Genomic DNA, 13,315 nt, shown 5'->3' with positions numbered 1-13,315 from the left:
TTACAATAGAAAACGAATCCACGGTGCACTAGGCTACCTTTCACCGGTTCGGTTTGCTGCGCAATTTAATAAGAGAAAGGCAGCATAATGGGTGTCCACTTTCTTGACAGAGGTCCATTCCTCCCTTTAATTTTACGCTTTAGTCCATAAATCGAAGGATATAGGGAATTCCTCCCTTAAATTCATTGGATTTCGACTTATTTCGGGGTTTATCCGAATTTATAGGGAGGAATTCCCTATACTCATTGAAAATAAACTGAATTCTAATAATTATAGGGAGGAATTTCCTATAATCCTGAATTCTCCTTTAATAAATCCTACTCCATTGCTCCCCGACTTCCCCTCAGTTATACACCTACTTATACACCTACTTACACACCTGTAAGTTCATTGAATTATACAATACTCTCATGAGTCTAGGCTCCATCCACAATGAAAATGTTATTCACTTATCTATGGTCACAGATTAGTCAACCTTACATTTACGTAAAGAAAACTCCCTTGATTACTCAAGGGAGTTTCTACTGATGCGGTCGAGAGGACTCGAACCTCCACGATATTGCTACCACACGGACCTGAACCGTGCGCGTCTGCCAATTCCGCCACGACCGCACATCATAATGACTACATATCAAACTTGCGGTCACAAGATAGATCATACCATGCTGAGATTAAAGCGTCAATATATTTTCCAGCTTTTCTTATCCATCATTATTTTATGGATAATTATTGCTTTTAATTCCGAATATAAGGTATAATGAGAACAAAAGTTCGCATAATATAAATGAGGTGATTTATAATGGCGACTACGAAGTTAAAGACATCCATTGTTGATGAAGATGTTACTAAAGAAGAACTGTCCCTTGTCAGAAGCTATTTGCTGCTAACGTTTATTCATAAAGTTTTCGAGCGTGACTGCCGTGTAATTAGTAAAAGCGGTCTATTTAAGACCCCTCAGCTTTATATGGAGCTCTTGTCTGGTGCCACTAAGAAGACCTCATTAATGCTTCAAGAGGTTACGCGTGAATTGAGCTCACATGATCTGAAGATCACAACCGTTCGCCAAGATCAACGAGGAGTCGAGGCCTTGTACTCCTGTAGAGGATATCAAGGTGAGATGAATATATTATGGCCAGGATTCCGTAGAGAGATGATGCTGCGGATGCGCGCGTATCTCGGATTGTCCACAGAACTCTCCATACTCTCCAGAGAAGAAAGCGACTCCCAGCTAGCTCTAAGTATTTAATCCGTCAGAGGCATAGGTATACACAGAACAGCTCCCCACCCAATTTGGGTAAGGAGCTGTTTATGCTGTGGAGATTATATATTATCAGGTTCTTTCCTTGGTTCACTGAAGGGTTGGAATAGATAATTCCGATCAAGCTTTACTACTCGTCTATTCTGACGACGAATCATTACCTGCGAATCGTCCCAAGCCAGAACAATCCCTTTTACATCATTACTTTCTATGCCGTCCCGCACCACACGAATTTTCTCGCCGGAAATTCGGTACGCATCCAATTGTTCATCGCTAATCATCATGAATCCCTCCCTCTATATAGCTTATCCTATTTTCATTAAGCAGAAACGGATACGCCCCCCTTTAAGGAGAGAATAGTTCCGATGCAGTGATACTACATTTCGCTTGCAGAGATCCGTTCTGCGAAAAATATAAGGATAAAGGATAGCGTAAAATATATACTTTCTTATATTTCCAGAAAAAAGACCCAAATGAAAAATCATCTGGGTCTCGTATAAGTAATTGACCAATTGCATATCTACTAAAGCATTCTTATATCAGCGCTTCATTCTTCTCGAACCAGAAATCAAGAACTTTAGCGGACATCACACGTTGCTCCAGATACTCCACTTGGTTAGTTGTGAATTTCTCCCTCCAAGGAAAGGAAAGTTCCTCACATAAACCTTTGATTGTCAGAAGTTCTGACCAAGCTACATAGCGTTTGTACCAAAAAAACTGAGGATGTTCAATCATATAGGGATACAGATCGTCGAATTCCGTGTGTTTGCAATCCAGCGCACGCTCGAAGTGATCCTTGGCCTCGGTTAATTTATCAATAAAAAATTGCTCAGTCACCGGTTCTTTCCCCATTGTGACGCCTCCTCCCTATGTCTGATTTTATTATAAAGGAAAATCTATAGGGTGAAAAGCAGTTGTTTGAAAAATAGGCCTGTTCTTATTTCTAAAGCGGGTTATTCCCCAAATTCAATGGTGCCTCCACTAAGAGAAGTAATTCTTACGAGTGACTCCAGTCGGATGCCTTGTTCTTTGATCGTCCGAGCTCCTGCCTGAAAGCTTTTTTCCACTACAACGCCAAGACCTACCAGCTCAGCGCCAGAGCGCTCGATAATCTTAATCAATCCACGTGCTGCATCACCATTAGCAATAATATCATCGATAAAGAGGATTTTATCCTCTGGAGAGATGAATTGGCGAGACAACATAATGTCGGTAACAATACCTTTCGTAAAAGAAGGAACTCTTTCACAAAGTGCATCCGGATCTGCTAAAAGTGTTTTTTTGCGACGTGCAAAAACTAACGGCACCTTTAACTCATATGCGGTGGCAAATGCCACGGCAATGCCCGAGGATTCCACGGTCACAATACGTGTTATTCCGCAGTCCGCAAACCTCCCGGCAAACTCCCGTCCCATTTCCATCGTAAGCTGTGGATCTACCTGATGATTCAACAGTGCATCCAGCTTCAGCACTTCATCCGAGACGACGACACCTTCCTCCAAAATCCGCTGTTTCAACACTTCCATGACTTTGAACCTCCAATACCCTTTATAATCGCAGACGTTCCGTACAAATGAATCACGGAAGTCATGTCCTACTGATCCTCATCATAACCTGTACTATACAGAGTGCACAAGGCTATCCTGCATAGCACTCATTATGATTTTTCTTTTGTTCTTAAAACTATTAGGAGGGGAGCCATGAAATCACATGTCCGAACATTACAGATCGCATTCACTTACATTGGCACCATTGTAGGAGCCGGATTCGCCACCGGACAAGAAATATTAAAATTCTTCACTCGTTACGGACACTGGGCAGTCCTGACCATCCTGCTCTCTACTATACTGTTCATTTGGCTGGGTACGAAAATGATGGTCATCGCTCGGCGCATAGAAGCAGAGTCTTATGAAGACTTTAACCGACACCTTTTCGGCGACCAAGTCGGAAGCACCATCAGTTTGTTCACGATGGTCATCTTAATGGGTGTCAACAGTATTATGCTTGCAGGCGCGGGCGCTATTTTTCAAGAGCATTTTGGATTTCATTATCAAACAGGGTTAATACTGACGCTGGTTGGTTCTTATTTTCTGCTTAAACGGGGAATTTCCGGTATTCTGCTGATGAACAGTCTGATCGTCCCATTAATGCTTACGCTGTCACTCATCATTATTTTTAATACCTTTCAAATTCCAGGAGCTCAGCGGTTCTTATTCTTAGAAACGGATCGGACTATCTTTGGCGCTTGGATGTCGCCGTTGCTCTACACCGCCTTTAATCTAGGTATGGCTCAAGCCGTATTAGTTCCCATGGCTCGACATACTGATGAAGAAAAATCTCTTGTCTGGGGCGGTATTATTGGTGGTGCCGGAATCGGCTTTATGTTGATCGCCGCGCATTTCGCGATGAGCTCGCAGATGCCTGGTATTCTCAAATTTGAAATCCCTATGGGCAACATCGCCATCCGGTTGGGTACTGTAGTGCAAACTATATATTTGTTGCTGATCTTTTTGGAGATCTTTAGCACATTTGTCGCCGACATTTATGGCGTCACCATGCAGCTTAAACAACGAATTCCAGTTAAACCGGCATTAATTACGCCGATTCTGATGTTGGTGTGTTATTTACTGAGCCAATTTGGCTTTAGCTCCCTACTCTCCGTGTTCTACCCGATCTTCGGAGCTTTGTCGATGGTCTGGGCTGTCATGCTACTACGTACGCCATGGTCTATTCCACCTCGTAGCGATTCCTCATCGGGTTCGAGTGGGAAAGGGAACCGCCTTGCATCCATAAAACCAGTTACACGGAAATAACTGCTGCTGTTGGAATGATTCGTGCTGCCGCTTCCGCCACATGCTTGTGACAGGTCATCATCACAATCTGGCGGGAGACCGACAGTTCGCCAAGCAGCGAAAGCGCAGCATGAAGACGAGCCTCGTCAAAATTAACGAATAGATCATCGAACAGCAGTGGCAGCGATACTTGCCGAGACATCGTCTCTGCAAGTGCCAAGCGGATGGAAAGGTACAACTGTTCTGCCGTCCCACGGCTGAGCAGACCGCTGTCCAGCAGTCCAGCATCTTTGTGATCCGCTTTTAGTTCTTTATGACCTAGAGTCATAACTACTCTCTTGTATACCCCTTCGGTCAGCTTGGAGAAATAGTCAGATGCAAGCAAAAGTACCTGAGGTTGCTTCTCCTGTTCATAAATACGGCGGGTTCTTCCGATTAATTCAGCAGTTAATGCTGCTACTGCATACTTATCAGCCACGATTCGCAGAGCGGCTCTCTGCTCTTCCAATTGCTGAATTACAGTGTCCCCCATACAACGCTCTTTCAAATACTCCCTTTCCTGAAGCAGCTTCCCTCGTTGCTCCAGCAGGGTGTTCCACATTTCTTCCTCCCGTTCAGCTAACTCTTCAGCCGCTGTACGCTCCTTCTGGAGTGCTGAAGCATCATGATGATCTAATAATAACTGCAAGGCGTCAACTCGCTCATCCTCCCAGCCTCCAAACATGGCTAGCTCCCACTGGCGAATGGATTTATTCAGCTCACTACGCCGCTGTACAGCAGCCGATCTCCTTAAGAAATCCTCCCCGCCTGTTGCTCCTCCTTCGTACAACAGGTGGTCACGCTGTTCTCTTAACTCACCTAATACCCTATGGCTCTCCTTAAGCTCTTCCAGAAGCTCTTGTAACCGTGACTGAATACCTTCCCGGCGAATCCGATCCTTTTTCAGTTCATCCCAAGCTCTTTTTCGAAGTTCCAGCCAGCTTAGTAAAGTTAGTGCAGATCGTCGCTGTCCATCCTCCGGATCCATATCAAAGCTAGTTGCCGCTACGCCAGACTCGTCTAAAGGATCAGTACCTGATTCATAAATGAGAGCAAGCAGCTCCTCCTCGAACACGTTACACTCATCTTCCAGCTCTTTCAGTCGTAAAGAGAGCTTATTCTCTTGGCGCAGCAGTTCGTTCCCCTGCTCCACCATAGCGAAGAGTTCCGGCAGCCCTTCCGGAGACAACCCTTCGGGCAATCTGCGCTCACGAAGCCATTCTTCATATTGCTCAGCAGTTTTCGTAAAAGCCGTCTCCGCCAGGCTCATTTCTTCCGCGAGCAGCTTCTCTTGGCCTGCCAGCGTCTCCAGCTCCGTGCGGCAGGCATCCCGCTCGGCGGCATAGCGTTCAATGCGCTGCCGCCAAGCGGACCAAGCCTCCATGATCCTGCGAAGCTCTCTCATGGAGGCTTCCAGCCCGCCTGCGTCAGGGCTGGACCCCGGGGCGGCCGATCGCCGCCCCGGCATTGCGCTCTCCGGCTCCGCCCCGGAGAGCAGCTGCCCCCGCAGCCGCAGCATCTCGGCTGCGGCTGTGCCCACGTCCCCGCCATGCCCTGGTGGGGACGCTTCTGGCCGGCGCGCTCCGCTGAGGCCGGCCCAAAGGGCAAGATCGGCCGCGCCAAGCAGGCCGATCGCGAGCACTGCGCTGACCGGCGGAGCACCGGTCAGCCACAGCGCTGTGGGCAGCAGCACGGTTAGTGCTGCCCCAGCCCACAGCAGGCGCCGGTAGAGCGCGGCCATGCGCTGCGCGCTAGGGCCGTCACTTCCGGCGCCGGGGCCGCGCTGCGGCCCTTCGCTGAGCTGCGCTTCGCGCCAGCGCTCGGCCGCCTGCTGCAGCTCGTCCCACAGCTGCAGCACTTCACGGGCGCTGCGCGGAGCCAGCTGCGCAAAAGATTCGGCGCCTGTAGCGTGCTCACGCGCCAGCGCCCGTTCTGCTGCCTGCAGCGAAGCTGAGGCAGCGGCCAAACGGGACCGCAGCGTCTGCCGCGCTGCGCCCTCCGCTTCCATGCGGCGATCATAACTCGCGAACGCCGCCGCAAACCTCCGTGCAGCTTCACGATCCGCTGCTGCACCCGAAAATACAGTCAGATCTGCTGCACTCCAGCTGACATCAATGCCTCGCAGAATTCGCTGCAAATGCTCATTCAGCGCGGTCAATTCACCTTCTAGCCGCTGTCTTTCCGCTCGCAGGTTCTCATAGCTGCTCCGATGACGATCCAGCCGCTCCAGGGCAGGCCCCTGCGCTGTTAACAACGCATCCGGCGGATTCTGCGCCAGCTCAGCCGTAAGCTCACTTTGAAGACGTTCATAACGAGTTACTGCTCCCTGAGCATTTCGAATTTCACCTTCAAGTGCCTGGTAGCGAATCGCTCCATCTTCAGGAAAGGTTGTAATCACTGGCAGGTCTTGCAGCTCAAGCTGCGCATCGCTCCATTTTAACCACAATTCACGAACATCCTGAGCTTTGCGAAGCATCACGAGCTTGTCTCCAGTAAGCTTACGTTGTTGTTCCAGTTGATCTAGCTCAGATTCCGTAACCTTTAATGCTGCTATATTACCGTTATAACGTGGAAGATAAGAGCGGCTCTCCGCCATCTGGCGCTCTAGTTTCTCAATAGCCTGAACGATTTTAGCAGCTTCCTGCAGCTTGCCCCGAGGTTTATATAGCTTCTCAGCTTCTTGTACCAATCGGCGTTCCGCCCGCATGATACTTCCACCGCCGCCCATACCTGCGTGAAAGAGAAAACTGCTCATCTCTTCTGATTGAAGTGCAGCAAGCTCCTGCAGTTCATCGAGAGAGACCGCGAACAATTGATGAAACATGCTTCGAGAGATACCACCAAGCAAAAGACGCTCCATTTCAGCTTGCCCTAGCTCTTGCGTTGTTCCATTCGGATGGTTAACCGTGATGTTCAGCTTCTCATTTCTTCCTGAGCCCTCACCACCAGATGTATGGCGACGAATGGTCCATAGACTACCATTACTATCACGTGCCTTCAGTATTCCCCCATGTAATCCGCCTTGCATAGGTTCATACCTCTGCGTAGGGTTACCACGACTTGGAATTCCAAACAGCATGGAGCGAATAAACTGCAACGTCGTGCTTTTTCCTGCTTCATTACGTCCATAGAGTATAGTAACTCCTTCCGATAGATCAATCTCTCGGTTATGCAAACGTCCGAAGCCATGGATCTGCAAATGTTCAATTCTCATCTTCTGGAGCACCCTCCATTCCACCGAGCATTGTGATTCCCTGTTCCGCTGCATTACGAAGCCAACTTAACTTCTCCTCTTGACTTGTCACCGAGAGCAGCTGTCGCAGCTCCTGATTCTCCATGAGCGGCTTAAGCGCACTGTTTATTAGTTCCTCAAGCGCTTCTGTTGAATGTTCCGTACGCTCCGTTATTCGTAGCATTTCTCCAAGAAAGCTATCCTCCTCTAATAACCGTTCACGGTCAATAGCTAACCCGGACTCTACAGCGAATCCTTCCACCCAGACAAGTCCCTTATAATCTTTACGCTCAGCCCGAACCGCCTCACGGCGCTGGAGTTCAGACAGGAGATCCTCTGCCGCTCCTTTTTCAGCTAATACTTTATGTACGTCCCCGCGTCCAATCAGACGAAATCTGACCACTGACATCAGCTCAGGGAGTTCCTCTCTGATATCGTCAATCACCTGCTCCACCCTTTGTATCCATTCTGCTTCGTTACTCAATCCCTCGATGGACAGATCCCGTACCTGCCAGCGAACATAATCAAGCTCATGAAACTGGGGCGTGGCACTTCCAGCCTCATCAACATCCACAACATAACAGCCTTTTGGTCCGGTTTCCTTAATGCTACGTCCTTGTATATTACCCGGGTATATAATCGCTGGTTTTTCATGCAATACACTACGTTTATGGATATGTCCAAGTGCCCAATAATCATAACCCCGTTCGATAAGGTCCCTACGACTGCAAGGAGAATACGTCTCGTGCAGCAAATCACCGTCTACATTCCCATGCAGCATAGCAATATGAAACAGACGGCTTCCAGGCTTTCGAGAAAAGGTCACTGCAGTGTTGTCCGTAACTTTCGCAGTCGGATAGGAGATTCCACTAACAATAGCCACTTCTTGACCATCTTTGCGACGATAAGCAGTAGCGAGATCTGGCCTCTCCCCTCCAAACACGGTAACATGCTTTGGCATTTCTGTAGTCAGACGTAATCCGTCAAGTGGATCATGGTTGCCATGAATCAGAAACACGTGTATTCCTTGCTGACCCAGTTCCTTGAGTGCTTCCTGAAACCGTAGTTGACCCTGTAATGAAGCGTCAGAAACATCGTATACATCTCCACTGATGACAATAAAATCAACGTTCTCTTGGATGGCAACGCGGACAAGCCGCCCGAGGGCGGCGAAGGTTGACTCACGTAAATATGAACGAATGGCTGGCGAAATATGCACCAGCCCAGAAAAACGGCTATCCAGATGTAAGTCAGCAGCATGTAGAAATCGAAATGGAATCATACCTGCTCACCCCTTCGTTCCTGAGGGATACTGTAAGTATGTCTTTTTAAGTTCATTAGCGACACGAGTCAGCGAATACAAGCTTTTCGCTTTATCCCAAGCTGAACGAGAAAGCTCATAACGATAAGCCGGATCGGATATCACCTTCTCTAAAGCGTCAGCAAGAGCAATCTCATCATCAGGACTGACGAGCAGGCCATTCACACCATCTTCAATCTGCTCCGGTATCCCGCCTACATTCGTCCCAACTAAAGCCAAGCAGCTAAGCGCTGCTTCTGCAAACACCGATCCGAAGGCCTCCGCCCGAGAAGGCAGCACGAAAATATCAAAGAAAGGCATAAATTCTTCCGGATGGAGCGTATATCCATAAAAAATCGTTTCATTATAAATTCCTAATTGCTTAGCCATATTTTCCAAATCCGCACGTGAAGGTCCATCTCCAATAATATGCAGTACATATTCATGGCCGCGATTTTTAAGCTCAGCACAGGCCTTGAGTAAAGTATCAATTCCTTTGGCTGGAACTAGACGTGTCACAGTCACTAGCTGTGGTACAGCGTTGTCATGCGGAACTGGCTTAAACCTTTTCTCATCAAAACCATTCGGTATTACACCTATATTAGAAGGATCTAGAATATAAGGCGCCACATACTCTGCAAAAGCTTGCGAAACAGTCATTAACCGATCACTAACATGCTCAAGTTCGCGGTAAAGCGAAACTAGAAACTGATGTTCCAGCCCGCCTTCAGAAATAGCTCCATTAAGAATCAGCTCTCGCTCATAACTAGAATGTAAGGTTTGAATTAACGGAGTATTTGGAAATACTTTTTTCATTGCTAAACCAGCAATTGGATGATGGGAATGGATAAGATCATATGTCTTGCTCATTCGTAGTTTAGTCCACCATAGATAATCACGGTAGGTCTGAATATATTTCTGAACGATCTGACTTTCCCCAAACTGGGTCCAATCAAAGGTCTCGAATATGACTTCTTCATGTCCCTTGTTGCGAATCCGCTTAGGTAACCAGAACAAATCCATCTCCCAGCGGCTTGAACGGAACCTTTCCTGAAGATAAGGGATCATGGATGATACACCACCGGGTTGCTCCGGCGGGAAGAAGAGCGCTTGCAGCAAATTCATATGGTACATCCCCTTTACAATTGCCTTACGTACAGTAAGACTTGGCAATTATGATATAGTTGTGTATATGTAGAATTTCAGGTACGATTACGTTCCCCATACCTTGATTTTATCGGTATAAACATGAAACAGCAACTAAGAAAAAGGAGAATGATCTATGAAGGAAGAACAGCTGCCTGCCTCTTTCACCGCATATATACAAGAAATGCTGGGGCAAGAGGCAAATGCTTTTCTAGAAAGTTATTCAGCACCACGAACGCAGGGACTTCGCTTTAATCCATTGAAAAGCATCTCGGATTCAGGTCAAGTCGCAGTAGAACGCACAGTCTCACAGTTTGATCTGAAACCTATCCCATGGTGCCCTGATGGTTATTATTATGAAGAGCCCGCCCGACCAGGCAGGCACCCTTACCATGCTGCTGGACTATATTATATTCAGGAGCCTTCCGCAATGTCCGCAGCTGAACTGCTGGCACCTAAACCCGGTGAAACCGTCCTCGACCTTGCAGCAGCCCCTGGGGGTAAAACTACGCATATCGCTGGTTTAATGCAAGGACAAGGCCTCTTAATCTCTAATGAAATTCATCCAGAGCGCGCAAAAATTCTTGCAGAGAACGTAGAACGTTTAGGCATTAAGAATACCCTCGTAACCTGTGCAACGCCAGAACAGCTGTCTTCGCGCTTTCCACTTACTTTTGACCGAATTATGCTAGATGCTCCTTGCTCAGGAGAAGGCATGTTTCGAAAAGATCCAAATGCCGTTCAAGAGTGGTCTCCTGACCATGTGGTTATGTGTGCGGCGAGACAATGGGATATCCTGCAGGACGCCTACCTTATGCTTAAGCCCGGAGGTACTCTAGCCTACTCTACTTGCACCTTTAACCGCAAAGAGAATGAGGATACCATTGCCCGATTGACGGATCGTTACCCCGATATGGAACTTCTTACCTGGAAGCGCCTGTGGCCACATTTAAAAAAAGGCGAAGGCCACTTTGTTGCACTCCTACGTAAGCACAGAGTCACCGAAAACGACGTTATCGATGACGCCAAACGCAGCACCAAAAAGCGTCGAAGCAAAAGCAACCCAAAAATTAATTCTTCCGTTCGCGATGCATACCAGTTATTCCAAGACTGGGCCGCGGTAGAGCTTCCTGGTTTCTCATATCAAGGCGTCCCTCTGCTGTTCGGAGAATCCCTTTATTTGCTGCCTGAATCCTTTAATGGTAATTTCCATACTGGACTGCTGGATGGTCTGCGTATTCCACGAGCCGGGCTACATATTGCCCATTTGAAGAAAAATCGGATTGAACCCGCTCACGCCCTTGCGATGGCAATTCAACACACACAAGTAACACGTAGTTATGATCTCAGTAGTGGGGGGCTTGAAATACATGCTTGGCTCCGGGGCGAAAGCTTACCTGTGCCGGTAGAATTACATGGATGGACACTTGTAACTTTAGATGGATTGCCGATAAGTTGGGGCAAAGCAAGTGCAGGCCAACTTAAGAATCATCTTCCAAAAGGACTACGCATCCTAAAAGCCCATATTGACGAGCAATAGGCCATAGACCAGTGCAACAGGCCCTCTTTGGCATATGATGTCATTATCTCAGAAAGCTACGACACCCGCCGCAGCATTGAGAACAAAACATATATTAAGGAGGAATATAACATGGGTGAATTTCGAGGAGGCTTCACTTCGACCAGCTCGATCTTGGTACTTTTCATCTTGCTCGTCATCATTTCCTGTACGTTTTGCGTCTAATACCAATACCGGCTTAATAAGCATTGAAATTAAAGCGGCTGTGTCGTCCTTCTTAGGGCGGTGCGGCCGCTTTATTTCTTTCCGACATAACATCTCCATTTGTTATTCTCGTGAATATTTACCGTTTGAAATCCAGATTTACGAAATAACTGATCTATCTCTTCGTTCTTTGTGTATTGTTTCATGTGATAATTGATTTTATAGATCTCAGAAATAATAACAAAGGTACCGCCTACCTTTAGCACCCTAGACACTTCACTTATATCATGTTCAAGATCCTGCCAGCTTAAGAATCATCTTCCCAAAGGACTACGCATCCTAAAAACCCATATTGACGAGCAATAGGCCATAGACCAGTGCAATAGGCCCTCTTTGGCATATGATGTCATTATCTCAGAAAGCTGCGACACCCGCCGCAGCATTGAGAACAAGACATATATTAAGGAGGAATATAACATGGGTGAATTTCGAGGAGGCTTCACTTCGACCGGCTCGATCTTGGTACTTTTCATCTTGCTCGTCATCATTTCCTGTACGTTGTGCGTTTAATACCAATCCGGCTTAATAAGCATTGAAATTAAAGCGGCTGTGTCGTCCTTCTTAGGGCGGTGCGGCCGCTTTATTTCTTTCCGACATAACATCTCCATTTGCTATTCTCGTGAATCTTTACCGTTTGAAATCCAGATTTACGAAATAACTGATCTATCTCTTCGTTCTTTTCTTTGTGTATTGTTCATGTGATAATTGATTTTATAGATCTCAGAAATAATAACAAACGTTCCGCATGCCTTCAGCACCCTAAACACTTCACTTACATCCTGTTCAAGATCGGGCCAGAAGTGAAAAATCCATCGTTGAAGGGTAACGCCGATACATCTCCTCGACTAATCTTCACCCTCTACAGAGTCAGTGAATTTGTCTTGGGAAATTCCTTGAATATTCTGCTCCCCAATCAATGGGCTATACCAGCAGCCTGATCACTTGATATATGTTCCGTAAGATTTTCAGCTGTAACTACCCACTTCTCTACTTGATACTCTATTTTATGAATACTTGTATATGAAGCCGCGAAATGATCATTCTTATTGGTCCACGGTATCCCTTTTAAAATATGGTATATAACATTAATTACACCACCATGAGTGACTACAATTACATTTTCTTTTGGATCAGTACTCTCCAGTTCATTACATAGTTTCGAGAAACTTATACTTATTCGCGTAAAAAACTCCTGTGGGCTCTCTCCTCCTGGAAATCTTTCATCCATTCTTAAAGCCGAGAAATAGAGACCCGGGTATCGTTCATTTGCAATTTCATGGGGCATTCCCGCGATTACACCATTGTTCGTTTCTCTGCAATTCGGACTGCTTTCAACACGCAAGCTAAGCGCTCTGGCGATCTCATTTGCTGTATCTAACGCACGCTGCAAATCACTGCTAAGGATACGAGTAATTTTATAGCTAGTTTGATTCTCCTTAAGATAACAACCAAGCCGTTCGGCTTGTCTATACCCCTCTACTACAAGTCCTCGTTGACTCCAACCACCACGATAGCCCTCATCATCTATACCATGCCTTATAAAATATATAGCCATTGATTGTATACCTCCAAAAAAAGATTGTTATACATTTCCACCCTTTTACTCCTCTATTTTTCTAAAGTATCCTATTCGGCCGAAACTAAAAAAAGCTACCGGGTAATCGGAGCCTTTTTTAGCTGAGCCTAGTGATTATTTGCATTAAACTTCGAAAACGCTTGTTTTTATGACTTTTGAGCCAAGCATACATATCATCATAAATGCCTG

12 protein-coding genes and 1 tRNA gene are annotated in these 13,315 nt (G+C 46.6%); 5 read left to right on the top strand and 8 right to left on the bottom strand.

Features of this window, described 5'->3' with window-relative positions; all coding sequences use genetic code 11:
• Positions 1-528: 528 nt before the first annotated feature.
• A tRNA-Leu gene (locus L1028_RS16460) sits at positions 529-612 on the bottom strand.
• 187 nt (positions 613-799) lie between these two features.
• Here L1028_RS16460 and L1028_RS16455 point away from each other — a divergent pair.
• Positions 800-1,246 carry a YhjD family protein gene (locus L1028_RS16455; protein WP_042186902.1) on the top strand — a complete coding sequence of 149 codons (447 nt, stop codon included), beginning with the start codon at positions 800-802 and terminating at the stop codon, positions 1,244-1,246.
• A 74-nt stretch (positions 1,247-1,320) separates the two neighbouring features.
• Here L1028_RS16455 and L1028_RS16450 read toward each other — a convergent pair whose 3' ends face one another.
• From L1028_RS16450 to L1028_RS16440, 3 genes are all read right to left on the bottom strand, one after another.
• Positions 1,321-1,539 (bottom strand): hypothetical protein, encoded by a 219-nt coding sequence (locus L1028_RS16450; protein ID WP_042186900.1) that lies wholly within the window; start codon positions 1,537-1,539, stop codon positions 1,321-1,323.
• Between the two features lie 253 nt (positions 1,540-1,792).
• A complete protein-coding gene (locus L1028_RS16445) occupies positions 1,793-2,110 on the bottom strand; it encodes a hypothetical protein (protein ID WP_036689410.1) in 318 nt (105 codons plus the stop codon).
• A 101-nt stretch (positions 2,111-2,211) separates the two neighbouring features.
• A complete protein-coding gene (locus L1028_RS16440) occupies positions 2,212-2,784 on the bottom strand; it encodes a xanthine phosphoribosyltransferase (RefSeq protein WP_076283133.1) in 573 nt (190 codons plus the stop codon).
• A 174-nt stretch (positions 2,785-2,958) separates the two neighbouring features.
• Here L1028_RS16440 and L1028_RS16435 point away from each other — a divergent pair, with 174 nt between their 5' ends.
• The gene (locus tag L1028_RS16435) at positions 2,959-4,071 is read left to right on the top strand and encodes a YkvI family membrane protein (protein ID WP_234535590.1); all 1,113 of its coding nucleotides are present in this window, start codon (positions 2,959-2,961) and stop codon (positions 4,069-4,071) included.
• Here L1028_RS16435 and L1028_RS16430 read toward each other — a convergent pair.
• From L1028_RS16430 to L1028_RS16420, 3 genes are read right to left on the bottom strand one after another with little or no spacing between them, the layout of a single operon-like run.
• On the bottom strand, positions 4,058-7,303 hold the full coding sequence (locus L1028_RS16430) for an ATP-binding protein (RefSeq protein WP_234535588.1): 3,246 nt from the start codon (positions 7,301-7,303) through the stop codon (positions 4,058-4,060). The genes L1028_RS16435 and L1028_RS16430 overlap by 14 nt on opposite strands.
• Entirely contained in the window at positions 7,293-8,603 is a 1,311-nt protein-coding gene (locus L1028_RS16425) for a metallophosphoesterase family protein (RefSeq protein WP_234535587.1), read from the bottom strand. The genes L1028_RS16430 and L1028_RS16425 overlap by 11 nt, the downstream gene beginning before the upstream one ends.
• 6 nt (positions 8,604-8,609) lie before the next feature.
• A complete protein-coding gene (locus L1028_RS16420) occupies positions 8,610-9,746 on the bottom strand; it encodes a glycosyltransferase family 4 protein (RefSeq protein ID WP_042186889.1) in 1,137 nt (378 codons plus the stop codon).
• A 157-nt stretch (positions 9,747-9,903) separates the two neighbouring features.
• On the opposite strand from L1028_RS16420, the gene L1028_RS16415 reads away from it, so the two are divergent.
• The 3 genes from L1028_RS16415 (at position 9,904) to L1028_RS16405 (ending at position 12,060) form a co-directional block, all read left to right on the top strand.
• Complete coding sequence (locus L1028_RS16415; protein ID WP_234535585.1) at positions 9,904-11,307, top strand: RsmB/NOP family class I SAM-dependent RNA methyltransferase; 1,404 nt, start codon at positions 9,904-9,906, stop codon at positions 11,305-11,307.
• A gap of 111 nt (positions 11,308-11,418) precedes the next feature.
• Positions 11,419-11,511: a YjcZ family sporulation protein gene (locus L1028_RS16410; protein WP_234535583.1), complete on the top strand. Its 93-nt coding sequence runs from the start codon at positions 11,419-11,421 to the stop codon at positions 11,509-11,511.
• 456 nt (positions 11,512-11,967) lie between these two features.
• Positions 11,968-12,060: a YjcZ family sporulation protein gene (locus tag L1028_RS16405; RefSeq protein ID WP_234535581.1), complete on the top strand. Its 93-nt coding sequence runs from the start codon at positions 11,968-11,970 to the stop codon at positions 12,058-12,060.
• Positions 12,061-12,463: 403 nt separating this feature from the next.
• Here L1028_RS16405 and L1028_RS16400 read toward each other — a convergent pair whose 3' ends face one another.
• Complete coding sequence (locus L1028_RS16400; RefSeq protein ID WP_234535578.1) at positions 12,464-13,105, bottom strand: histidine phosphatase family protein; 642 nt, start codon at positions 13,103-13,105, stop codon at positions 12,464-12,466.
• Positions 13,106-13,315 lie beyond the last annotated feature (210 nt).

Origin of the sequence: Paenibacillus pseudetheri, from assembly GCF_924513355.1 — a bacterium.
GTDB lineage: Bacteria > Bacillota > Bacilli > Paenibacillales > Paenibacillaceae > Paenibacillus_AQ > Paenibacillus_AQ pseudetheri.
The sequence above is the reverse complement of the archived record's forward strand: the minus strand, read 5'-3'. Positions and strand labels throughout refer to the sequence as shown.

Coding starts and splice junctions, on each gene's coding strand:
- L1028_RS16425 (WP_234535587.1), bottom strand. CDS start 8,603: ATGATTCCATTTCGATTTCTACATGCTGCTGACTTACATCTGGATAGC.
- L1028_RS16410 (WP_234535583.1), top strand. CDS start 11,419: ATGGGTGAATTTCGAGGAGGCTTCACTTCGACCAGCTCGATCTTGGTA.
- L1028_RS16450 (WP_042186900.1), bottom strand. CDS start 1,539: ATGATTAGCGATGAACAATTGGATGCGTACCGAATTTCCGGCGAGAAA.
- L1028_RS16435 (WP_234535590.1), top strand. CDS start 2,959: ATGAAATCACATGTCCGAACATTACAGATCGCATTCACTTACATTGGC.
- L1028_RS16405 (WP_234535581.1), top strand. CDS start 11,968: ATGGGTGAATTTCGAGGAGGCTTCACTTCGACCGGCTCGATCTTGGTA.
- L1028_RS16455 (WP_042186902.1), top strand. CDS start 800: ATGGCGACTACGAAGTTAAAGACATCCATTGTTGATGAAGATGTTACT.
- L1028_RS16430 (WP_234535588.1), bottom strand. CDS start 7,303: ATGAGAATTGAACATTTGCAGATCCATGGCTTCGGACGTTTGCATAAC.
- L1028_RS16420 (WP_042186889.1), bottom strand. CDS start 9,746: ATGAATTTGCTGCAAGCGCTCTTCTTCCCGCCGGAGCAACCCGGTGGT.
- L1028_RS16440 (WP_076283133.1), bottom strand. CDS start 2,784: ATGGAAGTGTTGAAACAGCGGATTTTGGAGGAAGGTGTCGTCGTCTCG.
- L1028_RS16415 (WP_234535585.1), top strand. CDS start 9,904: ATGAAGGAAGAACAGCTGCCTGCCTCTTTCACCGCATATATACAAGAA.
- L1028_RS16445 (WP_036689410.1), bottom strand. CDS start 2,110: ATGGGGAAAGAACCGGTGACTGAGCAATTTTTTATTGATAAATTAACC.
- L1028_RS16400 (WP_234535578.1), bottom strand. CDS start 13,105: ATGGCTATATATTTTATAAGGCATGGTATAGATGATGAGGGCTATCGT.